The sequence below is a fragment of the Serratia sp. CY52157 genome, assembly GCF_052168495.1.
Lineage (GTDB): Bacteria > Pseudomonadota > Gammaproteobacteria > Enterobacterales > Enterobacteriaceae > Serratia > Serratia ureilytica.
In genome coordinates this window covers 1261548-1285969 of sequence record NZ_JBJNMO010000001.1, presented here as the reverse complement: position 1 = coordinate 1285969, position 24422 = coordinate 1261548, and the positions used below count along the sequence as shown (strand labels likewise).

21 protein-coding genes are annotated in these 24422 nt (G+C 60.2%); 15 read left to right on the top strand and 6 right to left on the bottom strand.

Going from position 1 to position 24422, the window contains the following annotated elements; translation table 11 throughout:
* Nucleotides 1-80 precede the first annotated feature (80 nt).
* The 5 genes from efeU (at nucleotide 81) to lpxO (ending at nucleotide 6038) form a co-directional block, all read left to right on the top strand.
* Complete coding sequence (gene efeU, locus ACJ8IP_RS06140; RefSeq protein WP_164057354.1) at nucleotides 81-926, top strand: iron uptake transporter permease EfeU; 846 nt, start codon at nucleotides 81-83, stop codon at nucleotides 924-926.
* Between the two features lie 20 nt (nucleotides 927-946).
* Nucleotides 947-2083, top strand: coding sequence for an iron uptake system protein EfeO (gene efeO, locus ACJ8IP_RS06135; RefSeq protein WP_164106954.1), 1137 nt, complete (start codon nucleotides 947-949; stop codon nucleotides 2081-2083).
* 11 nt (nucleotides 2084-2094) lie between these two features.
* Nucleotides 2095-3393 (top strand): iron uptake transporter deferrochelatase/peroxidase subunit, encoded by a 1299-nt coding sequence (gene efeB, locus ACJ8IP_RS06130; RefSeq protein WP_042784800.1) that lies wholly within the window; start codon nucleotides 2095-2097, stop codon nucleotides 3391-3393.
* A gap of 718 nt (nucleotides 3394-4111) precedes the next feature.
* Nucleotides 4112-4900 (top strand): phosphate starvation-inducible protein PhoH, encoded by a 789-nt coding sequence (gene phoH / locus ACJ8IP_RS06125; protein WP_015378226.1) that lies wholly within the window; start codon nucleotides 4112-4114, stop codon nucleotides 4898-4900.
* A 235-nt stretch (nucleotides 4901-5135) separates the two neighbouring features.
* Nucleotides 5136-6038: a lipid A hydroxylase LpxO gene (lpxO, locus tag ACJ8IP_RS06120; protein WP_025303230.1), complete on the top strand. Its 903-nt coding sequence runs from the start codon at nucleotides 5136-5138 to the stop codon at nucleotides 6036-6038.
* Between the two features lie 36 nt (nucleotides 6039-6074).
* Here the strand turns inward: lpxO and chaA are convergent, their stop codons facing one another.
* Entirely contained in the window at nucleotides 6075-7178 is a 1104-nt protein-coding gene (gene chaA / locus ACJ8IP_RS06115) for a sodium-potassium/proton antiporter ChaA (RefSeq protein ID WP_025303229.1), read from the bottom strand.
* Between the two features lie 292 nt (nucleotides 7179-7470).
* Nucleotides 7471-8289: a siderophore-interacting protein gene (locus ACJ8IP_RS06110; protein ID WP_033650884.1), complete on the bottom strand. Its 819-nt coding sequence runs from the start codon at nucleotides 8287-8289 to the stop codon at nucleotides 7471-7473.
* A gap of 130 nt (nucleotides 8290-8419) precedes the next feature.
* Between ACJ8IP_RS06110 and chaB the strand changes: the two genes are divergently transcribed.
* The 9 genes from chaB (at nucleotide 8420) to ACJ8IP_RS06065 (ending at nucleotide 17728) form a co-directional block, all read left to right on the top strand.
* Complete coding sequence (chaB, locus tag ACJ8IP_RS06105; RefSeq protein WP_033643458.1) at nucleotides 8420-8647, top strand: putative cation transport regulator ChaB; 228 nt, start codon at nucleotides 8420-8422, stop codon at nucleotides 8645-8647.
* 250 nt (nucleotides 8648-8897) lie between these two features.
* Nucleotides 8898-9593, top strand: a complete 696-nt coding sequence (locus ACJ8IP_RS06100) for a gamma-glutamylcyclotransferase (RefSeq protein WP_033643457.1) — start codon at nucleotides 8898-8900, stop codon at nucleotides 9591-9593.
* A 300-nt stretch (nucleotides 9594-9893) separates the two neighbouring features.
* Entirely contained in the window at nucleotides 9894-10847 is a 954-nt protein-coding gene (gene cbl / locus ACJ8IP_RS06095) for an HTH-type transcriptional regulator Cbl (protein ID WP_033634950.1), read from the top strand.
* Between the two features lie 175 nt (nucleotides 10848-11022).
* Nucleotides 11023-12591, top strand: a complete 1569-nt coding sequence (locus tag ACJ8IP_RS06090) for an ABC transporter substrate-binding protein (RefSeq protein ID WP_033643454.1) — start codon at nucleotides 11023-11025, stop codon at nucleotides 12589-12591.
* The gene (locus ACJ8IP_RS06085) at nucleotides 12591-13646 is read left to right on the top strand and encodes an ABC transporter permease (protein WP_033643453.1); all 1056 of its coding nucleotides are present in this window, start codon (nucleotides 12591-12593) and stop codon (nucleotides 13644-13646) included. Before ACJ8IP_RS06090 ends, ACJ8IP_RS06085 begins: the two co-directional genes overlap by 1 nt.
* Nucleotides 13643-14512 (top strand): ABC transporter permease, encoded by an 870-nt coding sequence (locus tag ACJ8IP_RS06080; RefSeq protein ID WP_046687287.1) that lies wholly within the window; start codon nucleotides 13643-13645, stop codon nucleotides 14510-14512. The genes ACJ8IP_RS06085 and ACJ8IP_RS06080 overlap by 4 nt, the downstream gene beginning before the upstream one ends.
* Nucleotides 14502-15344, top strand: a complete 843-nt coding sequence (locus tag ACJ8IP_RS06075) for an ABC transporter ATP-binding protein (protein WP_164106957.1) — start codon at nucleotides 14502-14504, stop codon at nucleotides 15342-15344. Before ACJ8IP_RS06080 ends, ACJ8IP_RS06075 begins: the two co-directional genes overlap by 11 nt.
* On the top strand, nucleotides 15341-16012 hold the full coding sequence (locus tag ACJ8IP_RS06070) for an ABC transporter ATP-binding protein (protein WP_089191925.1): 672 nt from the start codon (nucleotides 15341-15343) through the stop codon (nucleotides 16010-16012). The genes ACJ8IP_RS06075 and ACJ8IP_RS06070 overlap by 4 nt, the downstream gene beginning before the upstream one ends.
* A 132-nt stretch (nucleotides 16013-16144) precedes the next feature.
* Complete coding sequence (locus tag ACJ8IP_RS06065) at nucleotides 16145-17728, top strand: ABC transporter substrate-binding protein (RefSeq protein WP_042784793.1); 1584 nt, start codon at nucleotides 16145-16147, stop codon at nucleotides 17726-17728.
* 62 nt (nucleotides 17729-17790) lie between these two features.
* Here ACJ8IP_RS06065 and ACJ8IP_RS06060 read toward each other — a convergent pair whose 3' ends face one another.
* Both ACJ8IP_RS06060 and ACJ8IP_RS06055 read right to left on the bottom strand, forming a co-directional pair.
* Entirely contained in the window at nucleotides 17791-19059 is a 1269-nt protein-coding gene (locus ACJ8IP_RS06060; RefSeq protein ID WP_442524330.1) for an EpsG family protein, read from the bottom strand.
* A 97-nt stretch (nucleotides 19060-19156) separates the two neighbouring features.
* Nucleotides 19157-19939, bottom strand: coding sequence for a prepilin peptidase (locus ACJ8IP_RS06055; protein ID WP_080280850.1), 783 nt, complete (start codon nucleotides 19937-19939; stop codon nucleotides 19157-19159).
* A gap of 433 nt (nucleotides 19940-20372) precedes the next feature.
* Between ACJ8IP_RS06055 and ACJ8IP_RS06050 the strand changes: the two genes are divergently transcribed.
* Nucleotides 20373-21884, top strand: a complete 1512-nt coding sequence (locus tag ACJ8IP_RS06050) for a YchO/YchP family invasin (protein WP_198793139.1) — start codon at nucleotides 20373-20375, stop codon at nucleotides 21882-21884.
* Here ACJ8IP_RS06050 and narL read toward each other — a convergent pair.
* Nucleotides 21881-22531, bottom strand: a complete 651-nt coding sequence (gene narL / locus ACJ8IP_RS06045) for a two-component system response regulator NarL (protein WP_033643446.1) — start codon at nucleotides 22529-22531, stop codon at nucleotides 21881-21883. The genes ACJ8IP_RS06050 and narL overlap by 4 nt on opposite strands.
* A 10-nt stretch (nucleotides 22532-22541) precedes the next feature.
* Complete coding sequence (gene narX / locus ACJ8IP_RS06040; RefSeq protein ID WP_033643445.1) at nucleotides 22542-24326, bottom strand: nitrate/nitrite two-component system sensor histidine kinase NarX; 1785 nt, start codon at nucleotides 24324-24326, stop codon at nucleotides 22542-22544.
* Between the last annotated feature and the right edge of the window lie 96 nt (nucleotides 24327-24422).

The following is a 24422-nucleotide window of genomic DNA, read 5'->3' as shown; positions in this document are numbered from 1 at the left end:
TACGTTTCTTTACATACTCGCCGCGGCTCATTGCGAGCCGGTTTTCTCTGCCGCCGCGGTCTTTTCAGGGGTGATTAGTTATGTTCGTTCCCTTTCTTATCATGTTCCGTGAGGGTCTGGAGGCCGCGCTGATCGTCAGCCTGATCGCCAGCTACCTGAAACGCACGCAGCGCAGCCAATGGCTGGGCGCGGTGTGGATCGGCGTGATTGTCGCGGCGGCGCTGTGTCTGGCGCTCGGCATCTTCATCAATGAGACCACCGGCGAGTTCCCGCAGAAACAGCAGGAGCTGTTCGAAGGCATCGTGGCGGTGGTGGCGGTGCTGATCCTCACCTATATGGTGTTCTGGATGCGCAAAGTGTCCAGGTCGGTCAAGGTACATCTGGAAGGGGCGATCGATCAGGCGCTCAGCGCCGGTAAAGGGCAGGGGTGGGCGCTGGTGGCGATGGTGTTCTTCGCCGTGGCGCGCGAAGGGCTGGAGTCGGTGTTCTTCCTGCTGGCGGCGTTTCAGCAAGACGTGGGCGCCGCAGCGCCGATCGGTGCGGTGCTCGGCCTGGTCGCCGCCATTGTGCTGGGCATGATGATTTACTGGGGCGGGGTGAAGCTGCATCTGGCCAAATTCTTCAAATGGACCAGCCTGTTCATTCTGTTCGTCGCCGCCGGGCTGGCCGCCGGGGCGATCCGCGCCTTCCACGAAGCCGGTCTGTGGAACCACTTTCAGGACATCGCCTTCGATTTCAGCAGCGCCCTGTCGACCCATTCGCTGTTCGGCACCCTGCTGGAAGGCATCCTCGGTTATCAGGAAGCGCCGACGGTCAGCGAAGTGGCGGTCTACTTCCTGTATTTGATCCCGGCGCTGATTTTCTTCTTTCTGCCGCAGCGCGCGGCGCCGGCAGCGGCCCCGGCGCAACGTAAAATCAATCATTAATGTTTAATAGGGAATCTCGTATGTCTACTCCGTTATTTCGCCGCAAGGCGTTGCACGCAGCATTACTGGCTATCCCGGCGTTTGCGCTGAGCATCGACGCCTTGGCGGCGGAGGTGCCGCAGGTCAAGGTCACGGTCAACGACAAGCAGTGCGAACCGATGCAGCTGACGGTGCCGGCCGGCAAAACGCAGTTTGTGGTGCACAACACCAGCCAGAAAAACGTCGAATGGGAAATCCTGAAAGGGGTGATGGTGGTGGAAGAGCGTGAGAACATCGCGCCGGGCTTTACCCAGAAAATGACCGCCACGCTGGAAGCGGGCGAATATGACATGACCTGCGGGCTGCTCAGCAACCCGAAAGGCAAACTGACTGTCACCGCAGCGGCCAACGGCGCCACCGACGGCAAGCCGAACGCGCTGGACCTGGTCGGCCCGATTGCCGAATACAAGGTTTACGTCACCAAAGAAGTTGATGGGTTGGTGAAACAGACCAAGCTGTTCACCGACGCGGTGAAGGCCGGTAACGTGGAACAAGCGCGCAAGCTGTACGCGCCGACCCGCCAGCACTATGAGCGCATCGAGCCGATCGCCGAGCTGTTCTCCGATCTGGATGGCAGCATCGACGCCCGTGAGGACGACTACGAGAAGAAATCGGCGGATCCGAACTTCACCGGTTTCCACCGCCTCGAGAAGGCGCTGTTTGCCGACAACTCCACCAAAGACATGGGCGCCTACGCCGATCGCCTGTACCACGATACCGTAGAACTGCAAAAGCGCGTGACTGAACTGACCTTCCCGCCGAGCAAAGTGGTGGGCGGCGCAGCCGGGCTGATCGAAGAGGTGGCGGCCAGCAAGATCAGCGGTGAAGAAGACCGCTACAGCCGCACCGATTTGTGGGATTTCCAGGCCAACGTCGACGGCGCGCAGAAGATAGTCAACCTGCTGCGTCCTTTGCTGGTCAAGGCCAATAAGCCGCTGCTGGACAAGATCGACGCCAACTTCAAAACCGTGGACACCATCTTGGCGAAGTACCAAACCAAAGACGGCTATGAGTCCTATGAGAAGCTGACCGATGCCGATCGCAATGCGTTGAAAGGGCCGATCACCACGTTGGCGGAAGATCTTTCCCAACTGCGCGGCGTATTGGGTCTGGACTGAGGCATACGGTTATGAGCAACAAGGCAGGCCCGAATAACGGGCCGCATCCGCACTCTCAGGGAGCGGCGTCGCCTTCGCGGCGCCGTTTGCTGCAAGGGCTGGGGCTGGGCGCGCTGGCGTTGGGCGGCAGCCGCCTGGCGCAGGCGGCTGGTAACGCGGCGGAGCCGTTGGCGACGCCGCAGGATGAGCGCTGGCAGAAACAGCCGTTTTATGGCCGCCATCAGGCCGGCGTGCTGACGCCGCAACAGGCGGCGATGATGCTGGTGGCGTTCGATGTGCTGGCGACCAGCAAAGCGGATCTGGAGCGCCTGTTCCGGCTGCTGACCGATCGCATCGCCTTCCTGACCCACGGCGGCAAGGCGCCGGAGGTGGACGCCAAGCTGCCGCCGCTCGATTCCGGCATCATGGGGCCGGAGATTTACCCGGACAACCTGACCATCACCGTCTCGGTCGGCGCATCGCTGTTTGATGAACGTTTTGGTCTGCAGGCGCACAAACCGCTGCGGTTGCAGAAGATGACGCGCTTCCCCAACGATGCGTTGGACGCCGCGCTTTGCCACGGCGACCTGCTGCTGCAGATCTGCGCCAACACCAACGAAACCGCTCTCCACGCGCTGCGCGACATCATTAAGCATTCGCCGGATCTGCTCAGCGTGCGCTGGAAGCGGGAAGGGTTCATCTCCGCGCACGCGGCGCGCAGCAAAGGCAAAGAGACGCCGATCAACCTGTTGGGGTTCAAAGACGGCACCGCTAACCCGAAAACCGACGACAAGCCGCTGATGGATAAAGTGGTGTGGGTCGGTGACAGCGTCGGTGAACCGGCGTGGACGGCGGGCGGCAGCTATCAGGCGGCGCGTATTATTCGTTTCCGCGTCGAGTTTTGGGATCGCACGCCGCTGCAGGAGCAGGAAACCATTTTCGGCCGCGAGAAGCACAGCGGCGCGCCGCTGGGCATGAAGCATGAACATGACGAGCCGAATTACGCGAACGATCCCGACGGCAAGGTGATCCCGATGGACGCGCACATTCGCTTGGCTAACCCACGCACGCCGGAAAGCCAAAGCAATCTGATGCTGCGACGCGGCTACAGCTATTCACTGGGGGTATCCAATGCCGGCCAGCTGGAAATGGGGCTGCTGTTCGTCTGCTATCAGGCCGATCTGGAGAAAGGTTTCCTGACGGTGCAAAAAAGGCTGAACGGCGAAGCGCTGGAGGAATACATCAAGCCGATTGGCGGCGGGTATTTCTTCGTGCTGCCGGGCGTGAAAGAACGCGGCGATTATTTGGCCAGCGGTTTGCTCAAGGCCTGAACCCGCAATGACGAGGCGGGCTCGCCTGCCTCGTTTTACGTTGACTTGCCTATTGTGCGGGACATTAAGCGACGGAGTTCAATTCAATCCGTCGCCTGCGGATTAAAAAATCTGAAGGGCACGCCGACTTTTGGTTGTGCAAAATTTAATCAGGAAACCAAAGTGTCATTCGCGGTTTTTAATTGTAACTCGTTGAAATTTATATGTTAAAAATTTTTATGGAATGACGTGTCGCGCGTGATATAGTGTTTTAGTGATAACTAAAAACAAAACATATAAAATTTTTTTACATTTTAGTAACGCGACGGGATTGAATGTCATTATACTGTAATCATCTGGCGGTAGTTTTCACACGGTGCACAGCTTGAAGCTGTAAATATCACTGCGGGGATCGCTAATGGTAAAGTCCTTGGTTGGGCTGGAAAGAAAAAATAACACATCTCCCCTGATTTCTCGTTGTAACGAGGGTTCTCTCTCCGACTCTCTTTTACCGGCAACTCCGCACTCTTATCGCTACCGAATCTCACCACTTTTTACTCCACGTTTATTGATGCAGTCCGCGTTGTCCCGTGAAGCAACGGCGCTTAAACGTTGCCGTCAATTCACATTGTCCCTTGGCTCTTATTGGCTCGGAGGAGGCCAAAACCTAATACGTGTGTGAAACATAATCGCGCGGCCTGGCCGTTGCGGTAGGTGAAACAAACTGTAAGGTGCCACTATGGGTAGACAGAAAGCAGTGATCAAAGCACGTCGTGAAGCGAAACGCGTTATTCGTCGTGACGCTCGTAGTCATCGCCAGCTGGAAGAAGAGTCTGTGACCTCGCTGGTGCAAATGGGGGGAGTCGAGTCTATCGGCATGGCGCGAGACAAGCGCGATAGCTCACCCATCGAGGCTAGAACCGAAGCTCAGGGTCATTACTTATCAGCCATAGAGAATAAGCAGCTGATCTTCGCCACCGGCGAAGCCGGCTGTGGCAAAACATTCATCAGCGCCGCCAAGGCGGCGGAGGCGCTGATCCATAAAGAGGTGGATCGGATTATCGTTACCCGTCCTGTTTTGCAGGCGGATGAAGACCTCGGTTTCTTGCCGGGGGATATCTCCGAGAAGTTCGCCCCTTATTTCCGCCCGGTGTATGACATTCTGGTACGTCGTTTAGGATCTTCCTTTATGCAGTACTGCCTGCGCCCGGAAATCGGCAAGGTAGAGATTGCGCCGTTCGCTTATATGCGCGGACGCACCTTCGAAAATGCGGTCGTTATCCTGGATGAAGCCCAGAACGTGACCGCCAGCCAGATGAAAATGTTCCTGACCCGCCTGGGGGAAAACGTGACGGTTATCGTTAACGGCGACGTGACCCAGTGCGACCTGCCGCGCGGCGTGAAATCCGGTCTCAGCGATGCCCTGGAGCGCTTCGAAGAGGACGAGATGATCGGCGTTATCCGCTTTGAAAAACAGGACTGCGTGCGCTCCGCTTTGTGCCAGCGCACGCTCAACGCTTACAGTTAACCTATCCGCTAATGGAAAGGCCGCCTCGGCGGCCTTTTTTATCACCCCCCATTTCCGCTCTCGTTTAACCTTTGTGTAAATTATTGTGGTTTTCTGTATAGATTTTCGTTGAGTTAGCGTTAATGATTAATGGGTTCCAGATTGGCGCGCAGTTTGCCTGCGCCGCCAAAAGGACATTTTCTGGGGTGTGCGCCGCGCGGCGCATTGAGTCTGGGTTCCTTGCTGCGATTCAAACATGAAATATATCATTCTGATTTTGCTTATTTTATGCGTCGTCTATGTGCATTACCGCGGACGGGTGCGCTACAACGTTTGGCGGCAGCTGTCTGACCATTCCACCTTTACCGCACCGCTGAACGTCTTCATGTATCTGTTTTCTCGTGTGCCGACTACGCCGTACCTGAAGCCGGAACAGTTCCCTGAGCTGGCGGTACTGCGGGAGAACTGGGAAACCATCCGCGACGAAGGACAGAAGCTGATGGAGATCCAGCAGATCAAAGCGTCCGATCAATTCAACGATGCCGGTTTCAACTCGTTCTTCAAGACCGGTTGGAAACGCTTTTATCTGAAATGGTATGAAGACAGCCATCCTTCCGCCATGACCCTGTGCCCGCAGACCACGGAACTGCTGCGCAGCCTGCCTTCGGTCAAGGCGGCGATGTTCGCCGAACTGCCGGACGGCAGCCGTTTGCCGCGCCACCGCGATCCTTACGCCGGTTCGCTGCGTTATCACCTGGGGTTGATTACCCCCAACGATGACCGCTGCTTCATTGAGGTGGACGGTGAGCGCTACAGCTGGCGCGACGGTGAAGGGGTGATGTTCGATGAAACCTATCTGCACTACGCGGAAAACCAGAGCGGGCAGAATCGTCTGATCCTGTTCTGCGACATCGAACGGCCGATGCGCTACCGCTGGGCGCAGGCGGTGAATCACTGGCTGGGGCGCAACCTGATGAGCGCCGCCACGGCGCCGAATGAAGAGGGCGATCGCACCGGCGGCGTCAACAAGATGTTCAAATATATCTATGCGATACGCCGGGTGGGGAAACGCCTGAAGGCCTGGAACCGCACCGGTTATTACATCATTAAGTGGATTTTGTTCGGGGGGATCGCCGCGGCGATATTCTTCTCGGTATAGCGAAGGCAGGGGCGCACAGAGTGCGCCCCTTTTTGATCAGGCGAAGATAGTCATCATGTAGGCGGCGAACAGCGCCAGGTGGGCGGTGCCGTTCAGCACGTTGGTGCGGCCGGTCGAGAACGACAGCTGGCACAGCAGCAACACCGTCAACATCACCACGATATGCGGCGTTTGCAGGCCGAAGATCAGCGTCTGCCCGGTCAGAGTAGCGATGATGGTCACCGCCGGCACCGTCAGGGAGATGGTCGCCAGCACCGAACCGAAGAACAGGTTCATGGCGCGTTGCACCTGATTGTTCAACACGGCGCGCAGCGCGCCCAGGCCTTCCGGCGACAGGATCAACAGCGCCACCAGGAAACCGGTGAACTGCGCCGGTGCATTCATCTTGGTCAGCAGGCCTTCCAGCGGATTGGCGTTGAACTTGGTGACGGCGATAACCGCGATCAGGTGCACGATGAGCCAGGCGGCGTGCCAGGCGCTGCTGTGGGAAGAGGGCTTGCCGTGGTGCGGGTCGCCATCGTCGTCTTCATGCTCGTACACGAACAGGCTCTGGTGGGTTTTGGTCTGGATCACCAGGAACACGCCATACATGGCGGCGGAGATCAACGCCACCAGCAGCGCTTGCCCGGTGCTGAAGTTGCCGCCTGGCAGCGCGCTCGGGAACACCAGCACGATCACCGCCAGCGGGAAAATCGCCATCAGATACTGTTTGATGCCGCCCAGGTTGACGTACTGAGTGGCGAACTTGCGCCCGCCGAGCAGCAGCGCAAAGCCGACCAGGCCGGCGGAAACGATCATGATGATGGAGTACAGCGTGTCGCGCATCAGCGCCGGCGCGGCGTCGCCGGTGGCCATCAGCGCGGAAATCAGGCTGACTTCGAGGATCACGACGGACAAACTGAGGATCAGCGAGCCGTAGGGTTCGCCCAATCGGTGAGCCAGCACGTCGGCGTGGCGCACCACGCTGAAGGCGCTGCTGAGGATCCCCACCAGCGCGAGAATATTGATGCCGACGATCAGCGGAAAGTTATCGGTGCTGCCCCATAGATTTAACACCACCAGCGCGGCGATAGGGAAGATCAGCGAGTATTCGGTGTGGCGAGATTTGGTGGATCGGCCAGGATCGTGTTGCGACTTCATGAGGGTGGCACTCCTTCTCAAACAGCGTAGCCCGTCAGCGCCGGTCGCCGTGATACGGCAACGTTGCGTTTCCAGTAGGTATTTTATATTAGGATACACCCGCGGCGCCGGTGTGATGTTGTTTTATCTGAGAAAGCAATTGCTTGCTTATGTGATCAGGGTAGCAAAAAAACCGCACGGGGTGCGGTTTTATTTACTTACTTTTACGCAATAACGCCAATTTTTAGCGTTAGATTTGAGAAAAGTCGTGTTTACTTGTTTAGCTCGTGGTTAATCAAGGAAAATGAGACCGTCAGTCGTCAATGTTGTCCATGATTTCATGCCGTTTATTGTGGTAACCCTCTTCATTTAGCCCCTCACGCCAGTAAGGTACGGCATAAAGACGATTACGATCGCATTGACGTTCGCGACGTAGGTAGCGGCGCAGCTCTACCACCAGGCGATCTTCACCGGCGAGCCAGAAGTGGCTTTCGCCCTGCGGCAGGGACTGCGCGCGGAACCGAGCGACCAACTCGTCGGTCTTCTCCGTGCCGCCGACGACCCAATTGACCTCAACGTCGGCGGGTTTCTTCAGGTCAATGACGTCAGCGTTGCTGTCGACGCGGACGAAAGCGCGTCCGGCACTGTGTGGCGGCAGGTTTTCCAGCAGTGCGGCGAGCGCAGGCAGTGAGGAAGGATCGCCCGCCAGGCAGTAGAAGTCGGCGGCCGGCAGCATCGGCTTGGGGCCGCCCGGGTTGCTGATGCCGATTTTATCACCGGCTTTCGCCTGGCGTGCAAAGTCCACCGCCGGGCCCTGATGGTCATGAATGGCGAACTCGATGTCCACTTCCGCCAGTTCCGGGCGCACGGCGCGGATGGAATAGGTGCGCACGATCGGGCGCACGGCGTCCGCAGCCCAACGCGGGCCGTTTTCGGTCAGCGTCGGCAGGTCCGGCTGCGTCTGGCCGGCGAGCGGCAAAAAGACTTTGATGTGTGCAGCGGCGGCATTGGCCGGGTAGTAACGCAGATCGGGAGCGGTAAAGGTAATGCGGCGCAGGTGCGGCGTAATGTCCTGTACGCGGCTGACGGCGATCAGGTAGGGGGCGCGTGAGCGAGGGGCTTCGGTAGTCACGGGATTCTCCTTATAGTTCGTTTGGCGGTGAGTATAACATGTCGTTTGATAATGAGAATTGTTTGCTAATTGAGACGAAACCGCATGTGGGCTAGGCTTAAGGTTCACTCATCCTGAAAGGGGAGGCCATATGCCCTACCACAGCACGAACGACTTGCCGGACAACGTTAAGCATGTGCTGCCGGAACATGCGCAGGCGATCTATAAAGAAGCGTTCAACAGCGCCTGGCAACAATACCGGGATCCCGATGAGCGGCGCGGTGACGACAGCCGGGAAGAGACGGCGCATAAGGTGGCCTGGGCGGCGGTCAAGCAAAGCTATCGCAAGGGCGACGACGAACGCTGGCATAAAAAGTAATGAATTATCACGCAGTAAAATCGCGCAGACATTGTGTGGAACCCGGCAATTAATATTATTGCTGCTCAGTACAAATACTTTTTCACTTTAACGCCGCTTTGTAACTTGATTGCACGTCAGGAAAAGAATAAGGTCATTCTTATAAGGCGCGGTGATTGAATTAATAAAAATCCGCAGCCGAAAATAAAACATCAAAGGTTCAGCAGTGGCGAGGGAAGGCGAGAAATCGTATTCCCGGGAGGTAATATCAGTGTTAACGCGAGATTTTCTGCAAAAAGCGGATTGCAAAACTGCATTCGGCGCTATTGAGGAGTCGTTGTTGCTGACGCCTGAACAGCGTGCAGCCTCGTTGGATTGCACCTTATCGCGCCGGCCGGATCACAGCCCCGTATGGATATTCGGTTACGGTTCGCTGATGTGGAACCCGGTTTTCGAATCGGAAGAAGTGCGGCCGGCCACGCTGCAGGGCTGGCACCGGGCGTTCTGCATGCGCTTGACCGCCGGGCGCGGCACGCTGCATCAGCCGGGGCGCATGCTGGCGTTAAAAGCCGGCGGCCACACCACGGGCCTGGCGTTTCGTTTGCCGGAAAGCAAGTTGCGTGAAGAGTTGGAGCTGCTTTGGAAGCGCGAAATGGTGACCGATTGCTACGTGCCCACCTGGTGCGAGCTGCAGTTGGATGGCGGCGAGAAGGTTACTGCGTTGGTGTTCGTGATGAACCCGCAGCATCCGCTGTTTGAAGAAGACACCAGCTACCAGGTGATTGCGCCATTGATCGCCAGCGCCAGCGGCCCGCTGGGCACCAACGCGCAATATCTGTTTGCGCTGGATAACGAGTTGAAGCACCACGGCATGCAGGATGATTGCATCGGCGATCTGGTGCGCTGTGTACAGCAGTGGCTGCAGCAGAACCGCACCGGCGGCATCGGCAGCGAGGCCACCGCCTGAGGCTGCTGCGGGAATGCGAACGGTGAGGGGCTCAGCATGCTGAGCCCTTTTTTATATCTAATGCCTATATTTAATAACTTTAATTTGCACAGCGACTGAAGGCATGTTTTTGTTGTGGTTATCTATCCCGTTATTTTTAAAGTCATTAGCTGTTTTTTGTCAGTTTCCCACCCCACCTGCGAAGCAGAATGATCGACTTAGTATTAAATTGCATAAGTAAAGGTTATTTCTTATTTGTTCAGACTCGTCGGACTCCGTATCAATATGGCTAACGCTACTGGAAGAAACAGGGAGACGGGGATGAACTTTCAACAATTAAAAATTATTCGTGAATCGGCGCGCTGCAACTACAACCTGACTGAGGTCGCCAATACGTTATTTACCTCGCAGTCCGGCGTCAGTCGGCATATTCGCGAGCTGGAAGAAGAGCTGGGCATTGAAATATTCATTCGCCGCGGCAAACGGCTGCTGGGCATGACCGAACCCGGCAAAGAGCTGTTGGTGGTGGCGGAGCGCATTCTCAACGACGCCAACAACATCCGTCGCCTGGCGGACGTTTTCAGCAGCAACGACTCGGGGCAGCTGCATATCGCAACGACGCACACTCAGGCGCGTTACAGTCTGCCGGGGGTGATCAAAGAGTTTCGCGCGCTTTATCCGCGGGTGCGGGTGGTGCTCAATCAGGGCAGCCCTGAGGAGATCGTCTCGATGTTGGCCGCCGGAGAAGCCGATATCGGCATCGCCAGCGAACGGCTGATGAGTGACGAATCGCTGGCGGCGTTCCCTTACTACCGCTGGCATCACACCATCCTGGTGCCGGAAGGGCACGAGTTGACGCGTCAGCCGCAGGTGACGCTGGAGATGCTCAGCACCTTGCCGCTGATCACTTACCGCCAGGGCATTACCGGGCGCGCGAAGCTGGATGCGGCGTTCAAAGCGGCGGGCCTGACCCCGGACATCGCGCTCAGCGCGCAGGACTCCGACGTGATTAAAACCTACGTCGAGCTGGGGTTAGGCGTGGGCGTGCTGGCGGACATGTCGTATGAAAAAGAGCGCGATCGCGGGTTGGTCAGTCTCAACGCCGAGCATTTGTTTGAGCCTAATACGGTATGGCTGGGCCTGAAACGCAGCCAGCTGCAGCGCAACTATGCCTGGCGCTTTATCCAACTGTGCAACCCGACGCTGTCGCTGACCGAAATAAAAGACAAGGTCTTCTCGTCGCAGCTGGACGCGGTGATTGATTACCAGATTTAACCGATAAGCGGCAGGCAATTCCTGCCGCGCATTCTGCATTGCCCGCCTAATAATCAAAACCTCATCTATATACATAAAAAGAATATCTATAGTGATTTAAGTACCTTCAGCTGCCGATCGCGCTCGCATACACTCGCGAAATTATTATAAATTCCATCCGCTTGGAGAGTTTCAGATGAAAGCGCTCGTTCCTTCTTTGCTGTTTTTGGCCGTGGCGGCCAGCGTTGACGTACAGGCGGCGACGCCGGCCAACACGTTGGTGATCGCGCAGTCTATCGATGACGTGGTCAGCTTTGACCCGGCTCAGGGATTTGAGTTAACCACGGTGCAGTCGTTCAACAGCCTGTATCAACGTCTGATCCAGTCCGATCCGCACAATCCCGTCGATCTCAAACCGACCCTGGCCAGCCGTTGGCAGGCCGGCGCCGATAACCGCAGCCTGACCTTCAGCCTGCGCCCGGACGCCAAATTCGCCAGCGGCAACCCGCTGCGGCCGGAGGACGTGATCTTTTCGCTTTCACGGGTGGTGAAACTCAATCTCGAACCGTCGTTTATCCTGACGCAGCTGGGCTGGAACGCGAAGAACGTGGATCAACACCTGACCAAGGTGGATGACCATACGGTAAAAATCAGCTGGGATGAAAACGTCAGCCCGGCCTTCGTGCTCAGCCTGCTGTCGGCGCCGGTATCCTCGATCGTCGACGCCAAAGAGGCGCTGGCGCACCAGCAGGGCGACGATCTGGGGCACCAATGGTTGAACAGCCACTCCGCCGGCAGCGGCCCTTACAAAATCCGCACCTATGTGCCGCACGAAGTGGTGGTGTTGGACGCGAACCCCGGCTCGCCGGAAGGGGCGCCGACGTTGAAAACCATCCTGATCAAAAACGTGCCCGATCCGGCCGCGCGCCGTTTGCTGATTGAGCAGGGCGATGCCGACATCGCGCGCAACCTGGGGGCGGACCAGATGGCGGCCCTGAAGGGCAAGCCGGGCGTCAAACCGTTGGCCATTCCTTACGCCTCGCTTTATTTCCTGCAGTTCAACGCCAAGGCGTCGCCGGCGCTCGGCAACCCGGCGTTTTGGGAGGCGGCGCGCTGGCTGTTCGATTATCAAGGCATCGCCGACGATCTGCTGAAAGGGCAGTTCCAGAGCCATCAGGCATTCCTGCCGGACGGTTATCTGGGCGCGCTCAAGGAGCAGCCATACAGCTTCAATCCGCAGAAAGCCAAAGAAATACTGGCCAAAGCGGGGCTGAGCAACGTCAGTTTCCGTCTGGACGTCAACAACCAGCCGCCGTACCTGGATATCGCTCAGGCGCTGCAGGCCAGTTTTGCTCAGGGCGGCGTGAAGGTCGAACTGGTGCCGGGCATCAGCTCGCAGGTCTCCACCAAGGTGAAAGCGCTTAACTACGATGCGACGCTGACCTCCTGGGGGCCGGATTACTTCGATCCCAACACCAACGCGGCTGCCTTTGCCTACAACCCGGAGGACGGCAGCAAGACGCTGGCCTGGCGAGCCAACTGGCAGATCCCGGCGCTGAGCAAGTTGACGCTGGCCGCCACCGCGGAAAACGACACCGCCAAACGGGTGGCCGACTATCAGCAACTGCAAAAACAGGTGCAGCAAAGCTCGCCGTTTGTCATCGGCCTGCAGGCGCGCAGCCTGATCGCGGTGCGTGACAACCTCAAGGGCTATGTGCAGGGCATCAACCCTGACATGGTGTTCTACAGCAAGGTCAGCAAGTAATGGCCGCTGAACTCTCCGCCTCCGCCGGGCTAGCCCGGCGGTATTGGCGCTGGGGCGGGCGGCTGCTCGGCGGCGCGCTGTCGCTGGCGTTAACGCTGCTCGGCCTGCTGCTGTTCACCTTTATGCTGTCGCACCTGGCGCCGATCGATCCGGCGCTGCAGGTGGCGGGCGATCACGCCAGCGAAGCCACCTATGCGCAGGTGCGTCATGACCTGGGGCTGGATCAGCCGCTGCCGGTGCAATTTTGGCGCTATCTGGTGCACCTGGCGCACGGCGATCTGGGCATTTCGCGCATTACCGCCCAGCCGGTGCTGAGCGATCTGTTGCGTACCTTCCCGGCAACGGTGGAACTGGCCACCTGCGCCATTATTCTCGGCGCGTTAGGCGGCATTACGCTGGCGTTTCTGGCGGTGCTCAAACCGGGGAGCTGGCTGGATAATGCGGCGCGGTTGCTGTCGCTGGTGGGTTATTCGGTGCCGATTTTCTGGTTGAGCCTGCTGGGGCTGCTGCTGTTCTACGCCACGCTGCACTGGTCGGCGGGGCCGGGGCGCCTGGATGACATTTACTTATACAGCATGGAGCCGCGTACGGGTTTCGTGTTGATTGACAGCTGGCTGTCCGGCGATCGCGAGATGTTCTACAACGCCATCAGCCACCTGTGGCTGCCGGTCGTGGCGCTGGCGCTGCTGTCGATGGCGGGCATCACCCGGCTGCTGCGCGCGGCGATGCTGGAAGAGTGCAACAAGGAATACGTGACGCTGGCGCGCTCCAAAGGCGCCGGCCGCCTGCGCATTCTGCTGCGCCACGTGTTTCCCAACGTGCTGGGGACGTTGATCACCGTACTGTCTCTCTCCTATGCCAGCCTGCTGGAGGGCGCGGTATTGACCGAAACGGTGTTCGCCTGGCCCGGCGTCGGGCGCTATCTGACCTCGGCGCTGTTTGCCGCCGACACCCCGGCGATCCTCGGCGCCACGCTGCTGATCGGCACCTGTTTCGTGCTGTTGAATACCCTGGCCGATGCCTTGACCTATCTAGTGGATCCGCGAACCCGATGAGCCAATATCTCTCTGAACACGAACCGCAAAGCGAGCCGGCCGTCGGCTATCGCACCGGTCAGCGGCTGACCACGCTGACGCTCGGCGCAGCGCTGGTGGCGATCCTGATCGTCACCGCACTGCTGGCCCCGTGGCTGGCGCCTTTCGATCCCAATTTGCAGCATATCGAGCTGCGGCTGCTGCCGCCTTCCGCCACGCATTGGTTGGGCACCGACGGTTTCGGCCGCGACTTGCTCTCCCGCGTGATTTACGGCGCGCGGCCGACGCTGATTCTGGTGTCGCTGATTCTGGTGCTGACCATCCCTATCGGTCTGCTGGTGGGCATCTGCGCCGGTTATCTCGGCGGCTGGGCAGAACGCATTTTGATGCGTCTGACCGATATTTTCCTGTCGTTGCCGAGCCTGGTGATCGCGCTGGCGTTCGTGGCGGTGATGGGGCCGGGGCTGATGAACGGCGCGCTGGCGCTGGCACTGACCAGCTGGCCGGCCTTTGCCCGCCAGGCGCGGGCCGAAACGCTGGCGCTGCGCCGCAGCGATTATCTGGCGGCGGCGCGCATGCAGGGCATCAACGGGCTGCGGCTGATGGTCGGCCACATTTTACCTTTATGCCTGCCCAGCGCGGTGGTGCGCGCGGCGCTGAGCCTGGGCGGCATCATCCTGTCCGCCGCCGGTCTGGGGTTCCTCGGCATGGGCGTCGCGCCGCCGACCGCCGAATGGGGCTCGATGGTGGCCGAAGGCAGTAAAGTGATTTTCGATCAATGGTGGGTCGCCGCCGCACCGGGCGGGGCGATCCTGTTCGCCAGCCTGGCCTTTAACCTGCTGGGCGATGGCCTGCGTGATAAAATGGATCCTCGTCATGGGCACTGATAACACCTTATTGACCGTTGAACGTTTGGCGATCGGCGTGCCGGGGCCGCAGCCGGCGGCGCTGGTGAAGAATATTTCGTTCAGCATGGGGCGGGAGCGGCTGGCGCTGGTCGGTGAGTCCGGCTCCGGCAAATCGTTGACCGCGCGTGCGCTGATGGGGCTATTGCCGCCGCCGTTGCAGCTGCGGGCGCAGCGCCTGACGCTGGGCGACGAAGACTTGACGCGCCTGAGCGAGCGCCAGTGGAGCCGACTGCGCGGCGACCGGGTGGCGATGGTGATGCAAGATCCCAAGCATGCGTTGAATCCCAATCAGCCGATCGGCCGTCAGGTGGAGGAGCCGCTGGTGTTGCATGCCAAGCTGAGCCGCGCCGAGCGGCGTGAAAAAGTGCTGGAGATGCTGGCGGCGGTGGGCTTGCCCGATCCGGCGGCGCTGTGTCGCCGCTATCCGCATCAGCTCTCAGGCGGGATGGGGCAGCGGGTGATGCTGGCCATCTCCCTGATCAACGATCCGCAGCTGCTGATTGCCGACGAACCCACCTCGGCGCTGGATCACCAGATGCGCGATCAGGTGCTGCAGCTGATAGAAAATCTGGTGGCGCAACGCAATATGGGGCTGATCCTGATCAGCCACGATCTGCAGCAGGTGGCACACCACTGCGAGCGGGTACTGGTGATGTACAAAGGCGAGCTGTTGGATCAGCTGCCGGCAGCAGAGCTGGCGCAGGCCACGCACCCTTATACTCGCACGCTGTGGGCGTGTCGGCCGAGCCGCGAGACGCGCGGCAAGCCGCTGCCGGTGCTGGATCGTGCGCTGCTGGAGGCATTGAAATGAGCGTGATTGCACTGGAGAACCTCAGCGTCAGCCATCGTCAGGGCTATGAACAGCGCACCGTGGTACACGACGTTAACCTGCGTATCGAACCGGGCGAGTGCTTCGGCCTGGTGGGGCCTTCCGGCTGCGGCAAGTCCTCGCTGCTGTGGGTGTTGGCCGGGCTGAACGACAGCTGGCGCGGCGGTTTTGAACTGCTCGGGCGGCGGCTGCAGCCGGGGCAGGCGTTCACCGGCGAACTGCGGCGTGAAGTGCAGATGGTGTTTCAGGATCCTTATGCTTCGCTTCACCCCAAGCACCGGCTGTTGCGCACGTTGTCGGAACCGCTCAACCTGCTGCAAGAAAGCGACATCGAACGCAAAATCTGCGCGGGCTTTCGCCAGGTAGGATTGGATCCGCGCCTGCTGGATCGCTATCCGCATCAGCTGTCGGGCGGCCAACGGCAGCGCGTGGCGATCGTGCGCGCCTTGCTGTTGCGGCCGAAGCTGCTGCTGCTGGATGAGCCGACCTCGGCATTGGACATGTCGGTGCAGGCGGAGATCCTCAACCTGCTCAACGAGCTGAAACAGGCGGGCGATCTGACCCTGGTGCTGGTCAGTCACGATGCGGATGTAATCGACCATATGTGCGATCGCGCGGTGGCGATGGCGCACGGCCGTCTCCTTGCCTGAGCCAATGCCCGTCAATGCGGCGGGCATATCCATCTTGGTAATAAATAAAGCAATTTATCGTCGTTCTTCTGTTAATTCTTACCCCCTACACTCGAAAAACAACGCAACCGCGTGATTGTGGAGAGTGTATCGATGAAACGGTTAATCCCAACCTTATTGTATGGCGCGCTGGCGACCGCTTTCGGCGCGCAGGCTGCCACCCCGCCGGATACCTTGGTGGTGGTCAGTTCGCTGGAGGGCATCATCAGCCTCGATCCGGCGGAGAGCTTTGAAACCGTCAGCTCGGCCAATCTGGTCAATCTCTATCAGCGCCTGGTGGCGCCGGATCGCGGTGCGCCGCAAAAGTTGGCGCCGGACGCCGCCGCCCGTTGGCAAGCGGGCGCCGATGGGCGCAGCCTGATCTTTACCCTGAAGCCGCAGCAACGTTTCGCTTCCGGCAATCCGCTGCGTCCCGAGGACGTGATTTACTCACTGGTGCGTGCGGTGAAGCTGAACAAGGCGCCGTCCTTTATTCTCGCTGAGTTTGGCTGGACGCCGGATAACGTCGAGCAGCAGCTGAAGAAGATCGGGGATAACCAGGTGCAGCTCAGTTGGTCGGCCAACATCGGCAGCGAGCTGGCGCTGCGGCTGCTGACGGCGAACGTGGCTTCGATCGTGGATGAGAAGCTGTTGAGCGAACACGCGCAGCAGGGGGACTTCGGGAACGCCTGGCTGCGCAACCATTCGGCCGGCGGCGGCCCGTATCGGGTGAATAACTATGTGCCGCATGAGGCGCTGCTGTTTGGCCGCAACGATTACGCGCCGTCGCCGGCCCGGTTGAAAACGGTGTTATTCAAGAACGTCAGCGATGCCGGCACCCGCCGTTTACTGTTGCTGAAGGGGGATGCCGACGTGGCCTACGATCTGGGCGCCGACCAGTTCGACTCGCTGCGCAAAGCGCCGGGTGTGCGTATTGAGCAGGCCGATGCGCCCAAGGTGTATTACCTCGGTTTCAATACCGGCAGCAAAGACAACCCGGCGCTGGGCAATCCGGCGCTGTGGCAGGCGGCGCGCTGGCTGGTGGATTATCAGAGCATCGCCGAACGGTTGCTGAAAGGGCAATATCGCGTGCATCAGGCCTTCTTGCCGCAGGGCTTGGACGGTGCGCTCGACGAGCGGCCGTTTAAGCTCGATGTGGACAAGGCCAAACAGATCCTGCGCGATGCCGGCATCGCCGAGGGCACAAGCATCAGCCTGATCGTTATCAACCAGCCGCCGTATACCGACATCGCGCAGGCGCTGCAGGCCAGCTTTGCGCAGGCTGGGCTGCGGCTGGACATTCATCCGGTGGTGGAGAGCGATCTGTGGGGCAAGATGCGCGGCCGCGATTTCCAGGCGATCTTCACCTATTGGGGCGCCGACTATCTGGATCCGAACACCAACGCCAGCGCCTTTGCCTACAATGTGCCGGGCGGGCCGAAGACCCTGGCCTGGCGCACCCAGTGGAGCATTCCCGCCATCAGCGCGGAAACGCGTGCGGCGGCTGCGGAAGGCGACAGCGCAGCGCGCAGCGCACGTTACGCCGCGCTGCAACGGGAACTGCAGGCCAGTTCGCCTTATGTGCTGGCGCTGCAGGGGCAAACGCTGGTGGCATTACGGGACAATGTTGAAGATGCCCGGGTGGATATCGCCAACAGCATGCTGTATCTGGATCGGGTGAATAAGACGCAGCCGTGAACGAAAAATGCCCCCTCGCCGCCGAGAGGAGAGGGGGCCTGGCCGGTGTTAACGCGGCGAGCTCACCACGGCGTGCCGGCGAGATTCAGCTTATTGAGGATTGTCGGCAGGCTGTCGGTCACCAGCGCCTGCAGATCGCCGTACCAAAACTGCTGCACGCCGACCTGGTTGATATACAGATAGGACGCGATGCCCAGCGAGAAGCACAGCAACGTTAGCAGCACCCGGCTTACCGCGTCTTTCAGATTGCCGCATACCATCACCATAAAGATCAGCACGAAGATCATCATGTTGAATGAATAGCGGTTAGCCACCTCTTCAAAGCTGATGGTGGCGAAGAACACCGCGCAGTTATAAAGGAACATCAGGCGTACGGCATAGGCGGCTTGTACAAGCTGAGGCGATGGCGTGCGGAACTTGTAGCGGGCGAATTGATACAGCGCCTCCACCACGCCGACGTACAGCAGCGTGATTTGGATTTTGCGCACCGGGTTATTACCGAAGTCGCCGCTGACGTAGGCTTCGGCGCGCGAGGCCAGAAAGTCGTTGCCGACGACAGCGATCAGTTTAGGCATCAGCACCGCGCCGCCGAGGTAACAGGCGGCGAACAGCGCCAGTACCGGCAGGGTGCCCACGGTGCGCCAGCGCGCGGGCAGCAGCAGATAGGGCAGAAACAGGAAAGCGGAAAAATGGCTGAAGGACGCCATCACGATCCAGAGCAGCATGCGGCCGCGGTGCTGTTCCGACACGGCCAGCACCAGGAAAGAGAGCGCCAGCCCCTGCCGCAACAGGTTGCCGTACAGCCCCTGGAAATTGTACTGGCAGCAGAACAAAAACAGGATCACGGCAAAGTAAGTGCGCGACAGGCGGTAAACGCCCAGCGCCAGCAGCGAAAAGCTGATAAGGAAGAAGGCGGCGAATGCGCCATTACCGACGCCAAACCAGGTGGCAGTCAGTTTAAACAACAGGTGCGAGACAAAGTCGGTGCCGGAAAACTGCGCCAACCAGTCCATCAGGCCGTAGCCGCTGTACTGCTGCATCTCAAGGTAGTAGTTCACCTTGTCGTTCATCACCGGCTCGAGGTTCTTCGTCGCCAGCGGCACCGCGGATATCACGGTCAGCAGCAGGAAAGCGGTGAGATTCAGCACGCGATCGGGTTGCTGGCGCAGCAGCATAAAGGCGGCGATCAAGCCGCTGCAAATCACCAACGATAAATAGGGGGCGAACCAAACGCCTGTGATGGCGACGGCGCCCAGCAGCAGCCATTGCACGGAAGAATGCGCCTGTTCGCTGTCGGGAAGGGCGGCGAGTGGCCTGACCGGGTTTTGCATGGGATGCTCCATGGCGTGATCCAGCTGGGGAACATAACACCGGGGCCTAAAGGGACACAGTGAGTTTTGGTGAAATAGGCAAAATTTCACCGGGTTATCATCCCTTGCCGGCAGCGGAAAAATGGCCGTCGGCGAGGCTGGGTAAAAACGGTGCGAAATGCGCAGAACCGCGTTCTGCCTCGATTTCATGTGGGGCTGATGCTGTGAAATAAATGAAATTCCACTGCGGGCCAGGTGAGCCGGGACCGGTCAGCAGGCATAGCCAGCCGGCCGCCGCTAACCCGATACCGAAAGGTTGCGGCGTTCGCCAGGCTCGGCGGTTGTGCAGGCCACGCGCCAACGCGACGCCCAATCCGAACGCCGCCGCCAGAAAGACCAGCAGCGGCAACATCGTCCAGCCAAGCCAGGCACCCAGCGCCGCCAGCAGTTTGAAATCGCCTTGGCCGATGCCGTCACGCCGCTGCGTCAGCCGGTAGAGCGCATTGAGCAGCCATAACGCGCCGTAACCGGCGACGGCACCCAGCACGGCGTCTTCCAGCGGCGCCCAGCGAGCGTCAAGGTTGCACAGCAGCCCGCCCCACAGCAGCGGCTGAGTCAGTCGATCCGGCAGCCACCGATGGCGCCAGTCCAGCCAGGCCAGGGCGATCAGGAGCGCCGCGGCCGGCACCAACCCCCATCGAGGCGCTGCAGCCAGGCTCAGGGGCAGCGTCGCCAACGCCAGCCCCAGTGCCGTCAGCAGCGGCCCCTGAAGGCGCAACCTCTGTGGGCGACCGTTGACGCCCTCCACGCGTTCCAGCCACGTGATGAGCGCGAAGGCGATCAGGCCCGCCGACAGCAGCGCGGTGAAAAACAGCGTGTGCCACAGTAAAGAAAGCAACATCCGGACTCCGCCAGTCGTAGAACAGACGGCTAAAATAACGGCAAAATGCTTATTTCATCAGGGGAAAACGCGGTCGGTTGTGAGGAATGCGCAGGCGTTCGCATCGCCACGCTGCGTATTGCAGGGGTGTACAATGCCCTGCGCGGTGGCGCGCAGCCGCGGGGTACTGTGCTTTTTATCGGCAAAATCGGCGCTAAAATGCGGTGAATTCACCTGGCGGCCGAAATGGATCGGTAAAGGGTACAAGTGACGACGTCACTGGGGAGCGATTGGGGTTTATCCTATTGTTTCTGCTCGTCAAGCCGTTAGGCTATGAGGACATAGGCGCCCCCGCCGGGCTGGGGGGCGTGAGGTTTTTCAGCGCTGTCGCGGGAATGGCGGCGGCAAAGCAGTGGGTTGGCGTGCTCCAGGAAGGAGGGAAGCCAACGGTGTCATGAAAGACGTTATTCAGGCAGTACTCATCAAGACTAAAAAACGATTCTGGCGTCGACGCCAGACGGCGTGGCTGGCCGGGCCGCTGGTGTGGCTGGCCGGCGCGGCGCCCGCGTGCGCCGAATCCCCACCGGCGCCGGACAGCGTTATCTCTTCCGAACTGGCCGGCGCAGATCCGGCGGCGAACTTGCCCGAACTGGGCGGTGCGCCCGACGACGCCGCGCGCGAGAAGCAGTGGGCCGAGATGGCCAAACAGCTCGGCGAAAAAGATCTGAACAACGTTTCACGTCAGCAGATGCGCAGCCGCGCTGAAGACTATTTGCTGGGCCAGGCGACCGGCGCGCTGCAGCAACAGGCGCAAGAATTGCTGTCTCCGTTGGGAACCGCCCGGTTGTCGCTGAAGATGAATGGCGAGGGCGATTTTACCGGCAGCAACGGCCAGCTCTTCAGCCCGTTGTACGACGTCGACGGGTTGTTGACCTACAGCCAAATCGGCTGGCTGCAGCAAAGCACCGGGGCGCTCGGCAATGTCGCGCTGGGGCAACGCTGGATCGCCGGTGACTGGCTGCTGGGTTACAACACGGCGCTCGACAGCGATTTCGCCCGGCAGCGCAATCGCGGCAGCGTGGGGGCGGAAGCCTGGGGGGACTACCTGCGTTTCTCCACCAACTATTACTATCCGCTGTCGGCGCTGTCGCAACAGCCCGGCGATGGGGTATTTTTCAGCCGTCCGGCGCGCGGTTACGACATCACGACGCAGGGCTATTTGCCGTTCTATCGCCAAATCGGCGGTTCGCTCAGCTATGAACAGTACCTGGGCGAGAATGTCGATCTGTTCGGCAGCGGCAAGAAACAGAACGATCCGCGCGCGATGCAGCTGGGGCTCAACTATACCCCGGTGCCGCTGGTGACGATGAAGGCGTTGCATAAGATTGGTGCGGGCGGGCAGAGCCAGGATCAGGTGGAATTGGCGCTGAGCTACCGGCTCGGGGTGCCGCTGGTCAAGCAGATTTCGCCGGAGTATGTGGCGCAGGCCAAGTCGCTACGCGGCAGCCGCTACGATCCTGTCGAACGTAAAAACGTGCCGGTGCTGGCGTTCCGCCAGCGCAAGACGCTGCAGGTGTTCCTGGCCACGCCGCCGTGGAGCCTGCAGGCGGGGGAAACGGTGCCGCTGGTGCTGGAAATCAAGGCGTTGCACGGGATTTCTCACGTCAGCTGGCAGGGGGATACGCAGGCGCTGAGCCTGACGCCGCCGCACAATGCCAACGACCCGCAGGGCTGGACGGCGATCGTGCCGCCGTGGGATGACGCCCCGGGCGCCGCCAACAGCTATCGGCTGTCGGTCACGCTGGAGGACGACAAACAGCAGCGCGTGACGTCTAACTGGATAGAACTGAAAGTGGCGCCGCCGCTGACGGCGACCGCCGGTGATGAAGCGGATCAGCCGCCGATCCAAACCCTGACGCCGCCGCCGATCCCGGCGCAAACCGGGCCGCTGTACGGCGACGATTAACCGTTTTTACCCTGCAACACCCACACGGCGGCCTCGACGCGGGATTTCAGCTTCATCTTTTTCAGCAGGTGTTTGACGTGTACCTTGACGGTGCTTTCCGTGATGGTGAGGCGGCGGGCGATCAGCTTGTTCGGCAGCCCCTGGGCGATCAGCTTCAGGATATCCCGTTCGCGCGGCGTCAGTTGCTGAATATCGCGCTCGGCGCTTGGGCGGTTTTCCCGCAGGCTGGCGGCGAGGATCGGCGTCAGCGTTTCGCTGAGCACCATCTGCCCGGCCGCCGCCTGATGCAGCGCCTTCAGCAGATCCTCCGGCTCCATGTCTTTCAGCAGATAGCCATCGGCGCCCCGCTTGAGCGCGCTGACGACGTCGTCTTCATGGTTGGATACGCTGAATACCACGATGCGCCCCGACAGGTCGGTCTGGCGCAGGCGATCCAGCGTTTCCAGCCCGTTGATGCCGGGCATGTTCAGGTCGAGCAGGATCAGATCCGGATCGTGCTGCTCCGCCAGCGCGACCCCTTGTTCACCGTTGCTGGCCTCGGCGATGACCTGCAGGCGAGCGTCCATGCCGATCAGCTGTTTTACGCCGTTGCGCAGCATGGGGTGGTCGTCGATCAGTAAGATGGTGGCGGCGGTTTCTGTCGTCATGGTGTCTCCGTTAGTCGATGGCGTGGTTATCCGGCGTGAAGCTGACCCGCACCTCGGTGCCGCCGCCGCTGCGCGGTAAAATGTCGCAGCGGCCGTGCAGGCTCTTGGCGCGATCGCGCATGATGATCAAGCCGTAATGGTCGGGGCGAGAGGTCTCGGCCGGCAGGCCGCGTCCGTTGTCGCATACGCTCAGGGTCACTTCGCCGCGTTTATTGATGACCTGAATGCTTACCTCGCTGGCGGCGGCATGCTTAAGGATGTTGCTGAGCGCCTCGCGGGCGATCTGCAGCAGGTGTATGGCCTGATAGGCCGGCACCGTGCGCGGCCCCAGCTGATAATCGAGGCTGATGGTCAGGCCCAGTTTGGGGTTGAACTCCGCGACCGTCGATTGCAGCGCCGCCAGCAGACCCGGTTCGGTCAACTGCAGACGGAAGGTGGTCAGCAGTTCGCGCAGTTGGCGATAGGCGCCGTTCAGCTCTTCACGCATCTGTTGCACCAGCGCCTGGCTGGCGGCAGAGAGCGTTTCCCCCTGCATCTGCAGACAGGCGATCTGCATTTTCAGGCAGGAGAGCGATTGGGCGATGGAGTCGTGCAGCTCGCGGGCGATCGCCGCCCGCTCCTCCATCAGCATCAACTGCTGCTGGTGGTCGACCTGACGTTCGATGGCCAGCACGCTGGTCAGCTGTTCCACCAGGGTATTGATCAGTTGGCGATGTTCATCGTTCAGCGGTTGCTGCGGCGCATGTTGCGCCACGATCACGCCGTAATCGCCCAGCTTGTCGCTCAGGCTCCAGCTCAGCGACGGATTGTTGGGATACTGGCGGTCGCTGTCGTTCAGGCAGGCGCTGCACACCGGGTTATGGCAATGCTCCGGCCTTAGCGGTTGGTTGCCGCTCAGCTGCAGCAGCGGTTCCCGGCTGTCGTTTTCATACAGCCGCACCTGAATGGCGCGCAGCGGCGTCAGGGTTTGCAATTGGTTGAGCAGCGGCGTCAGGCGACTGCACAGCGGCTCGCTGGCGTGCAGCTGGCGGCTGGCGCGATAGAGGAAGCTCAGCACCTGATTTTTCTGCTGCAGGTCGGCGGTCTTCTCGGCCACGCGCTGCTCCAGCCCGCTGTAGGTGGCCGACAGCTCGTCGGACATGGTGTTCAACGCGCCGCCGAGCGACGCCATTTCATCCTGATGGCCGCGCTGCGCAAAGCGGCGGCTAAAATCACCGCGGCCTACCGCCAGGGCCATCTCCACCAGTTGCCGCCAGGGATGCAGCAACCGGCGCCGCAGGTAGCAGGTGGTGCCGATCAACAGCAGCAGCGTCAGCGCAATAAAGCCGGCCTGCACCAGCGTCACCATCAGCAGGCGGCGTTCGGTTTGCCTGTCGATATCCGACACCAGCTTGTCCAACAACCGCACGAAGTGCGCGACCTGGGGCGCGGCGTCGGCCGGCTGCTGCGCGCTGCGCAGGCGAGGTTGCAGCGTCTGTTGCCAATAGTCGCGCAGGGCGTTGAAAGGCTGCGTCAACCCTTCCTGCTCCACCGAACGCTGCAGGTCGGGGCTGTTTTCGTCGCGCTCCAGTTCCCGGATCAGCGCTTCGTGCCGTTCATCCAGCGGCACCTGCGCCAGCAGCCGGTAGCTTTGCATGCGCAGCGAGCCGGCCTTGTTGATGGCGTGCGCGTTGCCCTGAATGCTTTGCGACATCCAGGCGGAAATCCCCATGCCGGCCACGCCCAGCATGCCCGACAGCAACATCAGCAGGGCGACCTGATTCACGATCGAAAGCGGGGCCAACAGGCGTTTCATAAGTGCGGATTCCTGGCGTTTGGCGCCGCTGAAGCTCAGGGGCGAAGGCGGCGATGGGGCTAAACAAGTCACGATTCAGCCGTATTTTTGATTATC